This window comes from Streptomyces sp. NPDC001787, from assembly GCF_040297465.1.
Classification (GTDB): Bacteria; Actinomycetota; Actinomycetes; order Streptomycetales; family Streptomycetaceae; genus Streptomyces.
The window spans coordinates 100,307-118,636 of record NZ_JBEOZE010000008.1 but is presented as its reverse complement, the minus strand read 5'-3'; the positions used below and the strand labels follow the sequence as shown (position 1 = coordinate 118,636).

Here is an 18,330-nt window from a genome sequence, read left to right as displayed (position 1 = left end):
CGGCACCTGGTTCACGAGGCATCGCCTCCCAGTGAGCGGTCGTGCGGTGCGTCGTCCGTGCACGCTGCAGTGGGCACGGTGGGAGGGGCGGTCCGGGCTGCGGGAGGCGATGGCAGGGTGGTGGCGGGCGGGTCCGGCATCTGCCGTAGGGCGCGGATCGGGGAGCGGGCGAGGACGACGAGCGGGACGAGCAGCAGGAGGGTTCCGGCGGTCAGGGCAGGCCGGACACCGAGCCATGTGCCCAGTGCGCCGGCGAGGAGCGCGGCCACGGGCCGGGCGCCGGACGTCAGCCAGGTGCTCACTGCCTGCATCCGCGCCTGCATCCCGGCCGTGGTGACGATCTGGCGGATGGATCGCTGGGTGGTGCCCGCGGCACCGGCGCAGGCGAGCTGCAGGAACAGTGCCGCCCCGATCGTGATCTGCCAGGCACGGCCGGGGGAGGCGAGCAGCAGCGGGAGCTGGGTCAGCGGGGTGATCGCGAGCGCGGCCAGCATCATCGGCCCCGGCCCGTACCGGCGGGCCAACGCCGGGGCGGTGAGCGCTCCGGCGGCCGCGCCCAGCGCGCCGAGGCCCAGCACCACACCGAACGCGGTCGCGCTCATCGTCAGGGACCGCAGTAGGTACAGGGCCCACAGGGTGTTGAGCAGCCCGAGTGCGAACGACGTCGTGGCGTTGACCAGGGTCAGGGTCCACAGCCGGTCATCGCCGCGCACATACCGCAGACCTTCGCCGATCTCACTGCGCAGCCGGCGGGACTTCGTGCGGGCGCCGGTGGGTTCGGCGGTCTGGATTCTGGCGGTGCACACGGCGCTGATCAGGTAGGAGCCGACGTCGCCGAGCAGGGCCCGGGCGGGGCCGAGCAGCGCGGTCAGCGCGGCGCCGAGGTGGCTTCCGGCGGTCGCGGCGACCGCGAACAGGGCGCCGACGCGGCTGTTGCTCCGCTGGATCAAGGACGGGTCGACGAGGCTGGGCAGCAGGCTGATGGCCGCCGCGTCGTGGAGGACGCTCGCCGCCCCTTGCACCACGGCGACGATCATGAGCTGCGTCAGGGTCAGGGTGCCCAGCGCGGCGGCCACCGGCACGGTGGCGAGTACCGCGGCGCTGACCAGGTCGCCGGTGATCATCTGCCGGCGTTTGGAGTGCCGGTCGGCGAGCGCGCCGGCGTGCAGGGCGAGCAGGGCGGGAGGGAGTTGTCCGAGGAACGCCAGCCAGGCGACCTGGGCGGTGGTCGCGTCCAGGTGGAGCACGGCCAGCACCGGTAGCGCCATCTGCGTGATCGAGCTGCCGGCCACGCTCGCGGCCTGGCCGGTCAGGTACCGGCGGAAGTCCCGGTGCCGCCACAGCGAAGTGCCGGTGGCGGAGGGGGGCTCAGTGGAGGGCGGCACGCAGTACCTCCTTCGGCTCCGCCAGGCGCTCCCGCTTGAGGTGCGAGGGCTCGGTCTGGGCCCGTCGGCTGGGTGCGCTACCGGCGGGTGTGCTCACCCTGCTCACCAGCCCAGCTGGGAATAGAGGTGGCCTTCGGAGATCGCGGTGATGGCCGTGCGGGTGTAGGAGACGATCGGGTCCGGCAGCTCGTCACGCGGCCACCACCGCCAGGTCAGGCACTTGTCGGACTCGCGTACCTCGGGGGTGCCCTCCCACCGGCGAGCCCGGAAGATGAGCTGCATCAGGGGCAGGCTGCCCGGGGTGTCGACGACGTGGACGACGTGCGCGAGCTCCACGTCCGCGGGGTCGATGACCAGCCCTGCTTCCTCCCACGCCTCGCGGACCAGGCAGGAGAGCGCGGACTCCTGCTCGCACCGCCCGGCGAGGTAGTGCCAGGTGTCGCCCGCGTACTTCGACTCGGGGTGCCGCAGGCCGAGAAGCACCCGGCCTTCGGCGTCTTCGAGGTGGAGGTGGACTCCGACACCGTTCAGCACCACCCGGCTGCCGCCGTCCCACACGGGGGGCGCCACGGCCGGCTCGCTGCCCGGGGGATTCTCGGCCGCGTGCCGACGGATCAGGTCCCGGGTGGCCGGGCTCAGGCGCAGCCGGTCCAGTTCGTCGACCGCGAACCAGCGCAGAAGCACACCTTCGTGCAGTCGGATACGGTCGGGGTTGCCGCGCCACCGGCCGGTGAAGACCCGGACCGGGACGCTGAGGCCGTCGACGCTGGTGGCAGCCTCCACGGCGTAGGGCTTCACGTCCTCGAGGCGGAGGTCGGGCACCTCCTCGGACAGCTCCCGCAGCAGCGTGCCCTCAAGGCTCTGGTCGTCGTGGGTACGGCCGCCGCCGAGGAGGGCGAACGCCCCCGACTGCCAGATGATGCCGGGCTTGTGGTCACGCAGATGGAGCAGGTACCGGCCGGCCCCGTCGTGGATCAGAGCGGACGCGTTCACCGGCTCCGGCCTGCCGTCCAGGTTCGCGGCGAGGAGTTTCGCACGCAGCGTGGGCGAGGTGACCTCCGGCTGCGGGATCCACTGGGCGCCGGACACCTCCTCGTCCTGCAACACGATCGCGGGCGGTTCCTCGCCGGCGAGGTAGAAGACGTAGCGGAAGTCGTAGTGGCGGTGGGCCGGTTCGCCCTTGGAGGGGCTGGCGTCGATGTCGTGGAAGTCGATGTCGATCGGAGAGCCGAGCATCTGCCGGGTCAGGCACAGGGCGCCCGGCGCGATCCCGGTCTCCTCCGCCGCCTCGCGCAGCGCCGAGGTGAGCAGGGTCCGGTCCTCGGGCTCGGTGTGGCCTCCTGGGGTGAGCATGAGACCGCCGGTGGCCCGGTGCCGGATGTGCAGGACCCGGCCCTGCCGGTCGATGATGACGGCGCTGCACGTGACGTGCCCGGGCAGCGTCGTCCGGGCGGTCGCGTCGACGGGCCGGTCCAGCAAGGCGAGGAGCCCGGCCAGGGCGTCACGCTCGCCGGGGTGCCGGCCGAGGTACGCCTCGACGGTCCTGCGGATCGCGGTGGAGCTGGGGGACATGGGCGTCGTCTCGCCTTCGAAGTCGTGGGGGCTGGGTCGCGGGCAGGCTGGGGGGTGGAGCTCGGGTGGATCAGGGCGCCGTCTCGTGGCCGGACGGCTGGGCGCTGCGGGGGCCGGGAACGCCGTCGGATGCGGTCGCGATCCCGTACTGGGCGGCCTGGGCGGTGAACATCCCCTGGTACAAGCCGCCCGTGCGGGACATCAGGACCTCGTGGGTGCCGTCCTCGACGACGCTGCCCTGATCGAGGACGTAGATGTGGTCGGCGTGCATGGTCGCGGCGAGCCGGTGGGTGACGAGCACGACCGCGTACCCCTCCTCGGCCAGGGACCACAGCCCCTCGAACGCGGCGATCTCCGCATGGGGATCGAGGGCGCTGGTCGGCTCGTCGACCAGCAGGAACGGCGCCTGCCGGTACCTTGTTCGAGCGGACCCCAGCTTCTGCCACTGCCCGCCAGAGAGCTGGACACCGCGCTCGTACCCCTTGAACACGATCGAGTCCCAGCCGTGCGGCAAGCCCTCGACCAGCTCCAGCACGCCCGCCTCGCCGGCTGCCAGGCGGACGCGGTCCATGTCGCGGGGACGGTCGCCGGCACCGATGGCCACGTTGGCGGCCGCCGTCATCTCCCAGCGCGGGAAGTCCTGTGCCAGCAGACCGACTTCGGCGAAGATCTGGGTGCGGTCGGCCTCACGCAGCTCGACCCGCTCGCCCGACTCGCCCACCCACCACACGTCCCCCTCGGCAGGGAGCAGCAGTCCGGCCAGCACCTTCGTGAGGGTGGTCTTCCCCGAGCCGTTCGCACCCACCAGGGCCGTCACCTTCCCCCGCGGCACGCGCACGCTCACGCCCTTCAGGGAGGGGCCGTCGGCGCCCGGATAGGTGAAGGAGACCGCCTCCGTCCTCACCTCCCGCACGGGTGCGGGCAGCGGCGTACCGGTGAGCGGGATCGCGTTCTCGCCTGCCACCTTGATGGCGTCCTCGGTGTCGGTGAGGAACAGCAGTTCCTCGTACAGCCGGTTGACCTGCTGAACCAGCGACGTGAGCCGCGCCGTCGACGTACGGATGGCGATCACCGCCGTCCCGCCGACGGCGAGCGGCAGACCACCGGTCGACAGCAGCCACCACAGCACCCCGTAGCAGGCCAGCGACGCCACACCGGCGAACCCGCCCGCGACCAGGTCCGTCGACGCCTGCGCCCGGGCCAGGCGCCGCTGCTCCGCCTCCGTCTGCCGCGACATCTCCTCGTAGCTGGACAGCAGCTTCGTGCCGGCGGCGTGCACCCGCAGCTCCCCGGCGGCGTGCGGGCGGGTCAGGTAGGCCAGCAGGGACGCGATCGCCCGGCGGTGGTCGACCCAGTTCATCCGGGAGAGGTAGTCCCGGCGCGCGGAACGGACCGCGCCCCACCCCTTGGGCAGGGCGATCGCCAGCAGCATCGGCAACAGCGTCCAGTGCAGCGCCGCGAGCACGACCGCGGCCGCCGCCATGCCGATCACCACGTTGCCGACGCCGACCGACAGCCTCAGCATGCTGCGGGCCGAGTCCGTGCCGAACTTCCCCGCCTCCAGGACCCGCTGGACCTCCGGCCGCTCGGTCGCCTCCACCTCCACACCGGTGACGGCCCTGTAGTAGCGGGCGGAGACCGCCCGCTCCACCTGCGGCTCCAGCCGCCCCGACATCGCCGTCGACCACGCCGACAGCACGGCGCCGGCCACCGCCGCGACCGCGAGTACGACTAGGGAAGGCAGAGCGTCGCGGAGCTTGTCCACGGTCGGACCGTCGGCGAATAGCTGCGCGAGGACGCCGTTGACCGCCACCAGGCCCCACGCGGCCGTCACGCCCTGCCCGAGCTCGGCCGCTACCACGCCCATCAGCGCGCGCCGGTCCGCCTTCCAGCCGGTGCGCAGCACCATGCCCACCATGTGCGGGAGCGCGGCCGCCATGTGCCCGAACTTCAGTCGCGTCAGCGGGCCTTCGTGCCGGACGTAGGACTGGTCGTAGCGCAGCCGGCCCCCGTACAGCTCCCGCTCGGCGTCCGAGATGTTGTCCGTGGCTTCGGCCTTCGGGCCGCTCGCGCTCTTGTCGCTGTCTGGTTCGACTGGCGTCAATGTGTTCCCCCCTCGTGGACGTGGCGGTGGCGTCGCCGTGTTCAACGACGCCGCAGGATTTCGAGCACCTGTTCCTTTCGGACGCGTTGTGCGCCCTGTGATTCAGCGGTTTTCCGAGGATGCGCAGTGCACCGACCCTTGCCGCGCAAGGGCCCGCGGCTCGGGGGTGATTGGCCGAAACGCCGACGTTCGGTCGCTGCGGCGGTCGGCTGTCAGCCGGCGCCCGTCGCTGGTGCTTCGCCGTGTTCGCCCGGCGTGTACGGCAGGCCCAGGCGCAGCGTCATGACCGCGTGGTCGGTCAGCCCCGCTTCGCGGGCTTCCTGGTGGTAGTCGCAGGCCAGGACGCGGTCGGCGTGGGGCGCCGAGACGAAGAGGTGGTCGAAGCGGAAGCCGTTACCAGTGAGCCCGAACCAGGAGTGGGTGACCTCGTCGGGGTGGAGACGGCGGAAGGCGTCGGTGAGGCCAGAGGCCTGGAACGAGTCATAGAAGGCGTACTCCCACTCGCCGAACACCTTGTGCGGGGGCTGGTGCCCGCGCTCGATGACGTTGAGGTCCCCGGCCACGATGACGGGCATGTCCGGGAAGGCGGCGAGCAGTCGCGGCAGGCTCTCGGTGACCGCCTCCTGGAAGGCACGCTTGGCAACGTTGCGCTGTGCCTTCGGGCCGCGGGAGGGCACATACAGGCCCAGCACTCCGATGTCGTGGCCGCCGACGGTGACGCGGGCCGCCGGGGCGCGATGGGGTGTGACGGTGACCGGGCTGGGGACCGGCCGGACGCCGCCGGTACGGCAGGCGATGACCGTGCGGTAGTCGGGGGTGGACGGCTGGGGAGCGATCACGGTGGCGTACCCGCGCTCGGTGAGCGCGGTGACGAGGGCGTCGCCGCCCTGAGTGGAGGACACCTCGGTGAGGACGGCGATGTCGGCGTCCTCCTGGCCGGCGATCCATTCGGCCTGGCGGCGCGAGCGCTCCGGAGAGGCGTGCTGGGCGTTGAACAGCAGCAGCCGCACGGCGTCGGTGGCCGGCTGGTGGGCGCTTTCGTCGGTGGCGAGCAGGGACAGCTGCTCCGCGGCGGGGGTCATCGGCCGGCTTCCTTCTCGTCGAGGAAGACCTCGCTGTGCGCGTCCAGGGTCTTCTGGAGGCGGCCGAGGGTGTCGAGGGCGAAGGCGAGCTCGTCGCTGGTCAGCGGCGTGCCGACGGCCGTCAGGTTCTCGGTGACCTGCTCGGGGCGGGTGAAGCCGACGAGGACCGCGGCGTTCTCGGCCCGCTGCAGGCACGCCTGGAGCGCGACACGCGTCAGGGCGGCCGGGCTGTCACCGAAGCGCTCCCGGAGCGGGCCGAGACCGTCCTGGATGATCTGCAGAGCCTGCGGGGTGAACCATGCCTTGCGCAGCCGGTGGTCGCCGGGTGTGAAGAGGGGCGGGTGCTCGGGGTCGTACTTGCCGGTGAGCAGGCCCTGGGCCAGCGGCTTGTTGATCAGCACGCTCGCGCCGAGTGAGGCGGCGAGGGCGAAGATGTCGGGTCGGCCGTCGGCGGGCGGCGGGGTCAGGGCGTTGTACCGGGCCGCGAGGTAGTCGGGGCGGATCTTCTCGGCGAGGTAGGCGAACCGGGCGTACTTGTCCTCGCGCTTCTCCTTGGCGACGGTGACCCGCTCGGTGGCGTGGCGGTGCGGGCCGCGCATCCCGACCGCGGTGACCAGGCCCTGGCGCTGGAAGTCGCGCATCTGGGCGACGGCCTCCTCCAGGTAGCGGTCGTCGTCGCCGAAGTCGGCGTTGTGGAAGAAGTAGACGTCCAGCCGGTCGGTGCGCAGGTTCTCCAGGCTCGTCTCGAGCTGGCGCCGCATGGCCGAGGGGAGGTAGGCGTGCCGGGCAGTGCCCCGGTGGTAGCCGACCTTGGAGGACAGCACCACGGTGTCGCGGGGGACGGTGGCGACGAGATCACCGATGATCCGCTCGGAGTGCCCGTGCCCGTACACGTCGGCGGTGTCGATGAGGTTGGCGCCGAGCTCGTAGGCCCGCTCCAGGCCGCGGCGCGAGGCGGTGTCGTCGGCCGTGGACCAGCCCATGGGCAGCCCGAGGTTGTCGTCGGAGCCGCCCACGGCCCAGGCACCGATCCCGATCGGATGAACGGACAAGCCGCGGGCGAGCGTGCGGCGCGCGATGGAGGAGGGAGCACTCACAGGAAGTACCTCTTAACTCTCAATTAGTAGCAAACACTGATGAATCGCTTCGGGGAGTGAGTATGGTGCCTCGCGTGACGACACAACCCCCCTTCACCGAACTTGACTTGAACGCGATCACCGAGCGGCGCTGGGTCGACCGAGGCGACTTCACCGACGCCGAGTTCGACCGCGCCCGCGCCTTCTACGGGCAGATGCGCGTCCACGACGACCGCCTGGAGCAGGTGCGCGCCGAGGCGGCCGCCATGATCAGCGAGTGGACCGGGCACAAGCCGCGCGACGTCGGCAGCTTCGGCACCCGCCTGAACCTGGAGACCTCGGACCTGGACCTGGGCATCGGCTACCCGGTCGAAGACCGCGACCGCCTGCGGGCGGTTCTCGCGCCGCACACCGCGTTCCTGGGCGAGCGCAAGACCCGCTACTCCACCTCCCGGCTCGTCTTCTCCTTCACGCTGGATGGCATCGAGATCGACCTGAGCGCGCTCGAGGTCGAGGACTTCGCCGTCGCCTGCCGGATGCTCGACCAGATCGACGTGACCATGACCCCCGACGAGCGCATCGCGCACACCTGGGTCAAGCACCTGCTGCGCAGCTCGGGCCGGACCGAGGCGTACGCGACCTGGAAGCTGACGACGTACGCCCGCTTCTGCCCGGAGTTCAACTGGGTGCCGATCCCGGAGAAGACCGCCGGCACGTGAGCGCGCGAGCCTGGGTGACCCGACGCGTCGGGTCACCCAGGCTCGGTGCCGGCTCAGTCCGCGCACGAGTCCCCTGCGTTGATCAGCTCCCAGCCGGCCGCTGCCTCCCACCGGCTGTACACCCGGGCCAGCGTGGCCGCGTGCTCGCCGGTGAGGTAGGTCGTGACCTCGCGCACCGTGGACGCCATCTGCCCGCGCAGACTCACCGCCCGCTCTTCCAGCGCCGCCTCGATCCGCGAGGCGAGCACCTGTTCCTGCTCCGGTCGCTCCAGGTCGTGGTGCTCGATCGCGGCGATCAGGTCGCCCAGGACCTGGTAGGCGGCGTCCTTCAGCACGACGCGGGCTTGGCGGACGACATGCCGCGGTGCGTCGTCGAGGACCTTCTCCAGGCTCTTGAAGGTGTAGTCGAGGGAGAAGTGGCGGTCCACCCAGCGCTGGGCCCAGTTGCTGGCCACGCCGATGCGCCAGTCCAGGTACCGGCAGGCGACCCGGCCCATCAGCGGCTCTTCCGCCCCGGTGAGGCCCTCGGCGGCGGCCATCCGGGTGTAGGCGGCGCCGATGAGGGACTCCATGCTGACGAGCATGTAGCTGATCCCGGTGTGCAGCGCCCGGCCGGTGGTGTGCTCGGCGACCCACGCCTCGTCGCGGACTCCGCGCACGATGTCGGCAGCCGGCAGTCCGGGCTGCGGCCGCAGCAGCAGATCGGTGCGGCCCTGGAAGGCGTGCGTGGCCTTCAGCTCCTCCAGCGTCATCAGCGGGTCGAAGGTGATGTAGGTGTAGCGGGTGGGCACGTTCAGCGCGGACAGGGTGCGGATCGCGACCGCGTTCTGCTCGGCGGTGTTCTCCTTGTTGAACCGGTCCAGGATGGAGTCCACGCCCGACTCCACGCCGAAGAGCATCCGGCGCAGCCCCAGGTCCATCAGGGTGCGCCACATGGCGACCCGCTCGATGTGCCAGGTCTCGTCCATGTCGGGGTGGGTGACCTGGTCGATGCGGCAGCTCGACTCCCAGCGGAAGCCTGCCCGGTGGAACGCGGCGGCCAGGGCCAGGATGCGGGGCACGACCTGTTCGCCGCGGCCGATGATCTCCTCGTCGACCAGGTATGCGGTCCGCGAGACCTGGGGGAACTCGTCGAAGACGCGGCGGATCCAGGCCAGGATCCAGCAGCCGGCCAGCGGGTCGGGGCCGTTCCAGATGCCCTTGTGCCCCCGCGGGCAGAAGGAGCAGGTGTTGGTGCAGCCCCGGCTCATCTCCAGCTGGGCCACCCCGTGCATCTGGAGGGTGAGGCGGAGGAGGTCGAGCTCGGGAAGGATGTCGGCGGCGGCGACGGCGGCGCGGAGCTTGGCCGTCCGGCGGGCGGCGATGCCGATTCCGCCTCCGCGGGGGGCGCCGTTGTAGCCGAGCCCGGGTATGTCGGTGAGGGCGATCTCGCCGTGCCAGTAGGCCAGGAGGCCCTGCATGGTGGGCTCGCCGGCCGACCGGGCGATGAGGAGCTTGGGGTACTTCGCCAGGAGCAGGCCCTCGTTGCGGGCCACCAGACTGCCCCCGGCGATCACCAGAGGCGGCTCGGGTAACGCGTAGGCCGCGTCGAGGACTTCTTCGAGGAGGTCGTGCTGGCCGAAGGTGGCGCTGATGCCGAGGATGTCCGGGGGCGCGGTGGTGACCTGCTTGAGGAGGTCCTCCAGGGTGGTGCCCAGCTGCATGTCGAGCAGGGTGACGGTGCCGGTCATGGTGGCCCGCGCGGCTCGGGCCACGTCGCTGATGCCGAGCGGGAAGCGGGGCAGGGGGAAGTTCTCGGGGTGGTAGAGCGCCGCGAGCAGCACGTCGGGCTTGCTGAGGCGTTCCACCGCGCTCTCGTCGAGCACGGCGGCCGAGAGCCAGGAGTCCGGCTCGTCGATCAGGAGCCGGGAGCCGGTCCACTGGGGCCAGGCCCTGCCGGAGTGCGGCTCGCCGGACAGGTCGGCCATCGTCCACCAGCCGCCTCCGGTCTCCAGGAGCACCAGTCGGCGGTCGAGGGTGCCGGTGACACGGACCCGCAGGGCGTGCTCGGCGTAGCGGTCCTCGATGAAGGTGCGGAGGTCGTTGGGGGTCAGGAGCAGGAGCTCCAGAGCACCGATCTCCTGGGTGTCGCCGGGGTCGATCGGCGGCGCCGCGGGGAACGCGTGCTCCAGGGCGGTGGCCAGCCGTACGGCCTGTTCCCGGACCGGGGAGTCTTTCATCAGGAGTGCCCTTCGGAGAGTGCGGATCGTGAGCCGGTGCGCTCAGCTCCAGGTCGGGGGGCTGCTTGTCGCGGCGGACCGGAGGGGCTGGCGTTCCGGCGCGTGCTTGTCGTTGCGGCGCCGTACCGGGCCGTAGCCCACGGCGAAGTCGACGGGCGCCAGGGTGGCGCCGACCGCATGGGTCAGCGGGTGGCTGCCGGATGGCGTCACGGTGACCGGGCAGGCCGGGCGGTTGAACACCGCGGTGGTTGTGACGGCCATGCGCAAGGTCCTTCAGGGTGGGGCCCACCAGCCCCGGGGCCTCAGGCGCTCCCGGGGGTTGGCGGACGCTATGGGGTGTATGGGTCAGGTGGTGCGGGCCTGGCAGTAGGCGGCCAGGTCGCCCGGGGTGGACAGGATCCGGTCCGGTGCGGCGGCGTGGAGGTCCTCGCGACTCGCGTAGCCGTAGGCGACGGCGATCGCCGTGAGGCCGGCGGCGTGGGCGTGGAGGACATCGCTGCCGGTATCGCCGACGTACGCGCTGGCTCCGTGCCTGGTGCGCAGGAGACGGAGCTTGTCGGTCTTGCTGCCCGGTTCGTCCCGGGAGAGCAGTAGGCGGGGCATCGCCTCGGCGTGAAGGTCACGGGCGAGCAGGCCGTGAACGGTGGTGTGGTGGCTTCCGGTGACCACGGCGTACCCGGGCCCGGCGGCCAGTTCGGCCAGCGGGCCGACCATCTCCCCGATGACGCCGTGCGGCTCGTCGTCGGCCGCCCGGGCCGTCAGCTCGGCGTGCCGCTTCCAGAACCGCTCGGCGGTCTCGAAGTCGATCCAGCGGGTCAGCGAGGCGCTCAGCACGCCCTGATACACGACGGGCAGGTCGTCCGGGCCGGCCAGGTCGGGCAGCTTGTGCAGCTCCATCTCCTGTCGGGCTTCCCGGTAACAGCGCCAGGCCCGGGCGCGGGAGTCGTGCAGAACTCCGTCGAAGTCGAAGGTGAGCATCAGCCCACCTCGCTCAGGGCCACCACGGGCACGCCGCACCAGCCCAGCAGCCCAGGACGGGGCAGCAGCCGGGCGAGCTCCACCAGCGCCTCCCCGGCGCGGGGCCAGACCGGCGGTGCGCCCAGCGGGGCGAGCAACAGCGTGTTCCCCTCCCGGACCGGGCGGAAGATGCCGTCTTCGGTCCACCGCGTGACGGCCTTCAGCGTCAACTCCGTCTCCTCACCCGTTGGCCCGGGTTCGAGTGCGGCGGCGGGGGTTCCGCCGAAGGGCAGCCTCGGCTCCACCAGCGCGCCGGGCTGCTGCGCCCACCGGTGGACGACACCCGGGGCGGCCACCGCATGGTCGGCCACGGCGTCGGTCAGCATGTGCTGGACGACGGCGGCTGCCTGGGACATGCCGCGTTGAAGCCGGTACGCCTCCACGGCGGTCTCGGTCGCGCGGTGGGCGTTGTAGGTGCGCGGGAGCTGGCCGCCGCGGGCCGTGCCGTAGCACAGCAGCGCGACCGCGAGCGCCGAGTACCAGAACTGGCCTGGAAGGCGTCGGCCGAGGCTCTGGGCGGCGGCTTCCAGGCCGCCGCCGAACGCGACGGCGAGCGTCGCCAGGTCGACGAGCGGGGTGAGCAGCTCGTTGTCGCGGCGGTAGGGGTGGGCGAGGTGGCCGGTCTTGCGTAGGCGTCCGCCGTGGTCGAGGAACCACTTCTCCGCCTCGCACCGGTTGTCGGGCAGCGCCGGGGCGAGGACGGACAGCAGACGGTGCAGCAGCGCGGCGGAGGCTGCCTCGTCCGATCCGGTCAGGGCCTGGGCCACCGTCCGCACGACCGTGGGGATCGGCCTGCCGGGCCGGGCGGGCTCCACCGGGAGCTGCTGGGCGCGGGCGAGGACGTAGTCCACCGCCTCTTCCAGCAGGTGCGGCGGGGGCTCCGGGCCCAGTGCAGCCGTGGGGACGAGGTCCTCGGTGACCACCAGCGAGGGGGCCACGGCGAGCGTGGCCGGAGGAAGGGGACTGCTCAGTGCGGTGGCCGCAGCGCGGGCCGCGTCGCCGAAGATCCCCGGCGGCACCCACCCGGCGACCGCGTGCCGGATGCCGCCCAAGGTGCGCAGCCGGATGGCGGCCCGGGCAGGCGAGCGGCGCCGGAGACCCGGCCACGGGGTCAGGGCGGAGTTCTCCCGCCCGGGGACGAGGCCGTCCACAACCGGCGCCCCCTCCGCCCTCGGCCAGTCGGCTTCGGCCGTCAGGTAGGCGGAAAGGGCAGCGGGCTCCAGGCGGCGGGTGGACTGCCACTGATCGCGCGGCAGCACGGTGACCGCGATTTCCGCCTGGCGCAGTCCCTCCACGTCTGCGGCGTCGAAGACCGGCACCAGCACCTCGGCCCCTGCTGCTCCCGGGACCTCTCGGGCGAGAGCCAGCAGCGTCCGGCCGGTCAGCGGCGGGTCGTCCACCAGCAGCACCCGCCGGTCGCCGACCTCCAGCTTCTCCCCGGCCCGCACGCTCGCCACCCGCACATCCACGCCCGCGGCCTCCAGGCCGGCGGCGACCAGCGGCGCCAGGTACGCCCCGCCGGTCCGCACACCCGCCACGAGGACCGGGCCGGACCACTCCCGTTCCTCCAGCCACGCCCCGGCCAGCCGGACCGCGTCCTGCCACTCCACTCCCTGGACGGCCAGGGACGCCGGCAGACGCACGAACGACTCGTCCCTGGCCAGCCGGGTGGCGATGCGGTCAACCTCGGGCGCGATGAGGCTGTCCTCGCCGGCCGCGAGCCGTCGGCCCGCGCGCAGGGTCATGTCCCGCAGGACCCCCGCTCCCGACAGGCCGGTGTCGCAGGAGCGGATCCACAGGGCGGCCAGCGACTCGTAGCAGCGCAAAGCCGGCATGGGCTGCCCCGCCCGGGACGCGAGGTCCCGGGCGAGGTGGCCGATCGTCAACGGCGGGATGGCCGATGGCGTGGTCATGCGGTGGCCTCGCGGCGGGCCACGGCGTGCACCAGGCGGCCCAGCTCGCGGTACGGGCTGCGGCTGGAGGCCGCCCACTCCGTCTCGAGCGCCTCCCGGTACTCCTCCTCGGTGGGCTTCCAGTCGGTGCGGTGGTCGTGGAAGATCCGCACGCCCTGCCACGGCAGCGGCGTGAGCCCGTTCACGCGGGCGAGGTCGTCCAGGTGCCCGGGGGTGTCACCCCGGGTGGTGATGCCGAGGTTGCCCACGCTGGCGGCCTGCCCGCTCTCGATCTGCGCACGGGCCGACGCGTAGTCGCCGGACAGGGCCTCGCGCACGCCCACGGCCAGCTGGTTCTTCGTCAGCACGCTGAGGACGCCGCCGTCGGCGACGAGACGGGCGAGGTGGGCGAGCGGGGCGACGGAGTCGGTCAGGTACATCACGACGCCGTGGCAGACCACCGCGTCGAACGCGCCGTCCTCGAACTTGAGGTTGTAGATGTCGCCCTCGGTCAGTGTCACCCGCTCGGCGATCTCCGGGTCGGCTGCGACCCGGTCGGCTGCGGAGGTGAGCATGCCGGACGACTTCTCCACGCCGGTCACGTGGTGGCCGGCGGCCGCGAGGCGCAGCACCATCTCCCCGTCGCCGCAGCCGACGTCCAGCACGCGGGCGGGGCGCTCGCCGAGCTCGGTGAGGACCCGGCGCGCGGTGATGTCGTGGCGCAGCCGGCCGCGGCCGCCGCTGGAGTACGCGGCGTAGCCGGTACCGACGGTCGCGAAGTCGGAGGAGGGCGTGGTGGTCATGGGGTGAACTCCTTCTTGAGGGTGGGCCAGTGTTCGACGAGGAACCGGAACGAGGGGTAACGGCCGCCGGTGGACAAGGCTTCGCCGACTGCTCCGGAAGGGGTGAAGGTGCCTGCGCGCAGGGCCTGGCGGATACGGACCAGGCTCGGGATCCGGGCAGCCAGCTGCGGCACCCGGGCCCGGGCCTCGGCGGCCGGAAGCCAGGCCGTCAGCTGCTGAGGGCGCATCTCCTCCCACACCACGACGTCCGCGAGTCCGTCGCCCAGGCGTACGGCGAGGAAGTGCGGCACCGCGGTCGTCCCGGGCGAGGCGCCGCGGTGGCCGAGCGTGGTGATGGTGCCGGGGTAGTCGGTGCGCAGGGCGGTGAGGTGGTCAGCGAACACGGCGCTGAGGTCGCACCCCAGGCAGCCGCATACCGAACGGGTGCCCGTGAGGTCGTCGAGGGTGAAGATCCGCTCAGCCACGTCCGCCGCCGGCAGCCGGGCCGTAGAGGCGGTAGTAGTCGTCGACGATGCCCGCCTCGGCAAGGATCAGGTTGGTCGCCGCGACGTTGTGGCCCGGCCGCAGCCGTGCATCGCCGCGGGCCAGGGCCACCGCCCCGACCGCGAGCCCGGCCAGGACCAGGTCGACGTACCGGTTGGACAGGGACTCGGCGTAGTGGAAGTTGATCGGCATGCCGTGCCCGAGGACGACGATCTCCGGGCCGTCGCCGGCGAGCTGGTAGCCGGTTCCGAGCACGCCCCGGTCGGTGACCTGGCTGCTGCCGGCGCGCAGTTCGTCGAGGTCGAACTCGAAGTTCCTGCTGGTGGTGCTGACCAGGAACGACCGGTCCGGCAGGAGCCGGGCCTCGCGCGCGCCGAAACTGCGGCTGCCGACGCAGCCGACGACCAGCCGCGGCCGGTGCGTGCGCACGAGCTGGTCCAGCGACCGGCCGGTGAGGAATCCCTCCTCGTGCGCGGCGACCAGGCGGGTGATGTCGGAGTCGAACACCGCGACCCGCATGCGCCGCGTCTCCAGGACGCGGGCGACCTCGTGGCCGATGCGGCCGAAGCCGAGCACGAGCGCGGCCTGGCCTTCGAGCTTCTCGTCCGGCAGCAGCCGCAGTGTATTGCGGACGGCCGCATCCGCGATCCCGTACGACTCGATCATGCCCTTCATGTCGCTCTCGGCGACGCTGAACAGCGGCAGCGGCAGATCGAGCTCCTCCACCTTGCGGATGCCGGAGGTGGTCTGCTCCACCAGCCCGGTGAAATGCCCCGCCTGCTCCGGCAGTTCGCGAAGGACAGTGGGCATGACGTAGCCGCCGTCGTCCATGACTACGCTCTGCTTGCCCGCGGCGGCGACTCGTCCGATGTGGTCCTCGATCCCCGCGCGCAGGTCCCGGTAGCGCCACACCGCGATGCCGTGCCGCTGCACCAGGTGCGCGTCCACGCGGTGGGTGTGCGCGTAGGGGTACTCCTTGTCGATCACGGTCATGTGCGCCGGGTCCACGCCGAGGGCGAGGAGGCTGTCGACCAGGACGAGGAAGTCCCGCATGTGGTGGATCGTCAGCAGCACCCCGGTGCCGGCCAGCGGCTTGTCCGGCCACCGGTCGGCCAGGCGACTCGTCAGCGGCAGCTCGGCCACGGCCGCGGCGACCTCGGTGTCGGTGAACGGCAGATGCCGTGCCGCGGCGAAGAACGCCTCGGCCGCGTCCGGGCTGCCCTGCTCGAACGTCGCGACGATCCGGTGGGTGTTCGCGGCGGCCGCGGCCGGGTCCGCCGGTGCGGCCAGCGTCAGCCGGCCGCGGCCGCCGTCGACGAGCACGCATCGCCACGACGCCGTCGCCTCGTCCCAGTCCATGCTCTGCACGTCCGGGCTGACGGCGAGCCGGGCGGCCAGTTCACCGGCCAGGTGGCGGGCCTCGTCCGGTGTGGCGATGACGTCGACCGCGTGGACGAGCGGCGGTTTCACGGATGCGGGCATCGATGCCCTCCTGTCGGAAAGGGGGTGATGGTTCAACGGAAGCCCGGGGCTCAGCGCTCGCCGGGAAGGGTGAAGGTGTGGCAGCGGCCGGTAACGTGCATGCCGCATTCGACGAAGTCGGCCGGGTCCAGCCGCGTCACTGCCCGCACGGTTGTCACCTGCCGGGCGCCGGCCAGGATGTGCGCCTGGGTGATCAGCCGCCTGCGGGCCTCCTCGTCTGCAGCCCACACCTCAGCCAGCAGCAGCTCACTGCTCGTGGCGTTCTTCTGGGCCAGGGCCAGTAGCAGCGATCCGGTCGGCGGGTCGAGCAGCAGCGTCTCCGGGGCGAACCGCGCGTCGTCCCGCCACCGCGGCCACGTCGAGGCGGCGAACGAGACCTCCCGTCCGGCGAACTGGCGGGCGGCTGTGGCGACGTACGCTTCCGGCTCCCCGATATCGGCGGCGGTGACGGCACCGAACACGCCGTCGGCGGGGGTCCCGTGCAGCACCGTGATGGTGTCCAGTACCTCCCACCCGGACCGGGCGAAGAAGTCGGTCGCACCATCCCGGTCGACGGGCACGTCCGTGGTCACCAGCGGCCACTCCGCCGCCTCCACCACCGTCTGCAGCAGCCTGCGGCCCAGACCCGCCCGGCGCGCCGCCGGATCCACGACCGGACCCCATAGCCGCGCCCTCTGCTCGCCGGGCTCCGGGCGGCGCACGGCGCACCAGCCGACGACCTCGCGTCCGTCCCGGGCCACGGCGAGCACCGGCGGCGCGCCGGTCAGCGCGTTCGTCAGCCGCGAGCGCACCAGGGAGGCACTGACCGGCCGGTCGTCGCTGTGCCCGGCGATGCACCGCTGGGCAAGGCCGGCGAGCTCTTCGCACATGCCGGCGTGCAGGCCGGCGATGAAGTCGATCCCGGCCTCCGGACCGGTCGGAGGAGGCGTGGGGGTGGAGCCCTGACCGTCGCCGGACCTGGGCTCGGTGAGTCTGCTGTCGGTCATGCGTACTCTCCTCCTTGCCGGTCCGCATTGGCGAGGTCCTGGCCGTCCGGCACGTACACCTCGGCCTTCCGGTGCAAGATCGTTCGCAGGTCGGCGGCGTCGAAGGCAGCCATCAGGGGGAGATGGTCGGACATCCGGCGCAAGTCCGGGGTGTCGCAGACCGAGAACTCCGCGAGGGCGGGAGCGAGTTCGGCGCTCAGGTAGCCGCGGTCGATGCAGTACCCGGGGCCGCTGGGGCGGCCGGGGTGGTCGCGGTAGCCGGCCGTCGCGTTCATGGCGTCGGGTCGGCCGAGGTGCTCGGCGGCGTGACGGGCGATCTCGACGTAGCCGGCCGCCAAGAGCTCCCGGTCGGGCCGGACGTCGGTGTGACGGTGGCCGGCTTCCTCGTAGGTCCGGTTGGCGACGAAGGCCTGGTCCGCGTACGGATCCCAGGCGTGCTCGGTGCCGACGCGGTAGCTGTTCCAGTCGCCGAAGCACATGGCCAGCCAGCCGGGCTTGGCGAGAGTGGTGCACCAGCGAGCCTCGGTCAGCCGGTGCTCGGGGGACCAGTAGCAGGTGTGCATGCTGACGCAGCTGATCTGGCGGGGGCTGAGGGTGCCGTCGGCGCCGCGGAGCCGGACGGCGATGTTCGCCGGCGCGTGCCAGGGCGCCCATGCCTGGGGGTACTCCTCGGTGCACACCAGCGGCCCACCACGGCGCACGAAGATCGCGTTGTCGTTGGAGCTGCCCGGCCTGGGAACGGCGATGTGGCCGTCCATGTCGAGCAGTTCCTCCAGCTCGGCGAGCTGGTCCGGCTGGACCTCCTGCTGGAAGAACAGGTCGGGGCGCTGCTCGCGGACCCAGCGGGCACCGGAGCGCAGGTTGATGCCCTTCTCCAGGTTCCAGTTCACGACGGTGATCGGTTTCATGCCGCGGGCCTCTCTACGAGCCGGACGACCGGGCTGGTGGATAAGGAGGCGAGGTGCTGCCGGCGCAGAAGCCGGTCCTGCTCGCTGTGAACGGGAAGGCCGAGCTGGGCGCGGCGGCGGTCGAGCGCGTCCGGCTCGGCGACCGGTAGCAGCTCCAGAAGCCCGCCCGGTCCGTCCGGCCGGTAGACGTACTGCGTGCCGTAGAGCTGTGGCTGACCGCTGGTGACGAGCACCCGGTCCTGCACATGGGCCCACTGGGCGGACGTCGCCTCACCCTGCTGTGCCGCCTCGCGCAAGGCCGCAAGGAGGCGGCTCTGAAGCTGACGGTCTTGGTCGGCGTGGATGGCGATGGCCACCGCGGCCCGGCATCCGTCCTCGCCGATCCGGGATCGCCCCGGCCAGCCGTGCTGGGTAACGATGTCCGCCAGGAAGAGGGCGTTGTCGGCGTCGGATTTCCGGGCCGCCGCGAATACCTCCGCAGGTGCGGCGGCCCGGCGGTGGGCTGGCGTCCGCCACGACTCCCTGGCGGTGTCTGCCCGCGCGGTCAGGTCGCGGCCGATGGCGACCCAGTTGGGTGGGCTCCCGGGCGTAGTCATCGTGAT

General features: G+C 72.4%; 16 protein-coding genes. 1 reads left to right on the top strand and 15 read right to left on the bottom strand.

Going from position 1 to position 18,330, the window contains the following annotated elements; translation table 11 throughout:
- Positions 1-11: 11 nt before the first annotated feature.
- The 5 genes from ABT170_RS14030 to ABT170_RS14010 form a co-directional block, all read right to left on the bottom strand.
- Positions 12-1,385, bottom strand: coding sequence for an MFS transporter (locus ABT170_RS14030; RefSeq protein ID WP_351867009.1), 1,374 nt, complete (start codon positions 1,383-1,385; stop codon positions 12-14).
- Positions 1,386-1,487: 102 nt separating this feature from the next.
- Entirely contained in the window at positions 1,488-2,957 is a 1,470-nt protein-coding gene (locus ABT170_RS14025; RefSeq protein WP_351867006.1) for an NUDIX hydrolase, read from the bottom strand.
- Between the two features lie 70 nt (positions 2,958-3,027).
- Positions 3,028-4,959 (bottom strand): ATP-binding cassette domain-containing protein, encoded by a 1,932-nt coding sequence (locus tag ABT170_RS14020; RefSeq protein WP_351867470.1) that lies wholly within the window; start codon positions 4,957-4,959, stop codon positions 3,028-3,030.
- A gap of 314 nt (positions 4,960-5,273) precedes the next feature.
- Positions 5,274-6,143, bottom strand: a complete 870-nt coding sequence (locus ABT170_RS14015; protein ID WP_351867003.1) for an endonuclease/exonuclease/phosphatase family protein — start codon at positions 6,141-6,143, stop codon at positions 5,274-5,276.
- Positions 6,140-7,240: an aldo/keto reductase gene (locus ABT170_RS14010; protein WP_351867001.1), complete on the bottom strand. Its 1,101-nt coding sequence runs from the start codon at positions 7,238-7,240 to the stop codon at positions 6,140-6,142. The genes ABT170_RS14015 and ABT170_RS14010 overlap by 4 nt, the downstream gene beginning before the upstream one ends.
- A 74-nt stretch (positions 7,241-7,314) precedes the next feature.
- Here ABT170_RS14010 and ABT170_RS14005 point away from each other — a divergent pair, with 74 nt between their 5' ends.
- Positions 7,315-7,938, top strand: coding sequence for a hypothetical protein (locus tag ABT170_RS14005; RefSeq protein WP_351866998.1), 624 nt, complete (start codon positions 7,315-7,317; stop codon positions 7,936-7,938).
- Positions 7,939-7,991: 53 nt separating this feature from the next.
- Here ABT170_RS14005 and ABT170_RS14000 read toward each other — a convergent pair whose 3' ends face one another.
- From ABT170_RS14000 to ABT170_RS13955, 10 genes are all read right to left on the bottom strand, one after another.
- A complete protein-coding gene (locus tag ABT170_RS14000; RefSeq protein WP_351866995.1) occupies positions 7,992-10,157 on the bottom strand; it encodes a B12-binding domain-containing radical SAM protein in 2,166 nt (721 codons plus the stop codon).
- Between the two features lie 42 nt (positions 10,158-10,199).
- Positions 10,200-10,418, bottom strand: coding sequence for a hypothetical protein (locus tag ABT170_RS13995; protein ID WP_351866992.1), 219 nt, complete (start codon positions 10,416-10,418; stop codon positions 10,200-10,202).
- An 84-nt stretch (positions 10,419-10,502) separates the two neighbouring features.
- Entirely contained in the window at positions 10,503-11,135 is a 633-nt protein-coding gene (locus ABT170_RS13990; protein ID WP_351866989.1) for an HAD family hydrolase, read from the bottom strand.
- A complete protein-coding gene (locus tag ABT170_RS13985) occupies positions 11,135-13,087 on the bottom strand; it encodes a phosphoribosyltransferase (protein WP_351866987.1) in 1,953 nt (650 codons plus the stop codon). Before ABT170_RS13985 ends, ABT170_RS13990 begins: the two co-directional genes overlap by 1 nt.
- Positions 13,084-13,869 (bottom strand): methyltransferase domain-containing protein, encoded by a 786-nt coding sequence (locus ABT170_RS13980; protein WP_351866984.1) that lies wholly within the window; start codon positions 13,867-13,869, stop codon positions 13,084-13,086. Before ABT170_RS13980 ends, ABT170_RS13985 begins: the two co-directional genes overlap by 4 nt.
- Positions 13,866-14,333, bottom strand: a complete 468-nt coding sequence (locus tag ABT170_RS13975; protein ID WP_351866981.1) for a hypothetical protein — start codon at positions 14,331-14,333, stop codon at positions 13,866-13,868. Before ABT170_RS13975 ends, ABT170_RS13980 begins: the two co-directional genes overlap by 4 nt.
- A complete protein-coding gene (locus ABT170_RS13970) occupies positions 14,326-15,834 on the bottom strand; it encodes an NAD(P)-dependent oxidoreductase (protein WP_351866978.1) in 1,509 nt (502 codons plus the stop codon). Before ABT170_RS13970 ends, ABT170_RS13975 begins: the two co-directional genes overlap by 8 nt.
- A gap of 50 nt (positions 15,835-15,884) precedes the next feature.
- The gene (locus ABT170_RS13965) at positions 15,885-16,820 is read right to left on the bottom strand and encodes a GNAT family N-acetyltransferase (RefSeq protein ID WP_351866975.1); all 936 of its coding nucleotides are present in this window, start codon (positions 16,818-16,820) and stop codon (positions 15,885-15,887) included.
- Positions 16,817-17,728 carry an endonuclease/exonuclease/phosphatase family protein gene (locus ABT170_RS13960; RefSeq protein WP_351866972.1) on the bottom strand — a complete coding sequence of 304 codons (912 nt, stop codon included), beginning with the start codon at positions 17,726-17,728 and terminating at the stop codon, positions 16,817-16,819. The genes ABT170_RS13965 and ABT170_RS13960 overlap by 4 nt, the downstream gene beginning before the upstream one ends.
- On the bottom strand, positions 17,725-18,324 hold the full coding sequence (locus tag ABT170_RS13955; RefSeq protein ID WP_351866970.1) for a DUF6624 domain-containing protein: 600 nt from the start codon (positions 18,322-18,324) through the stop codon (positions 17,725-17,727). Before ABT170_RS13955 ends, ABT170_RS13960 begins: the two co-directional genes overlap by 4 nt.
- Positions 18,325-18,330 lie beyond the last annotated feature (6 nt).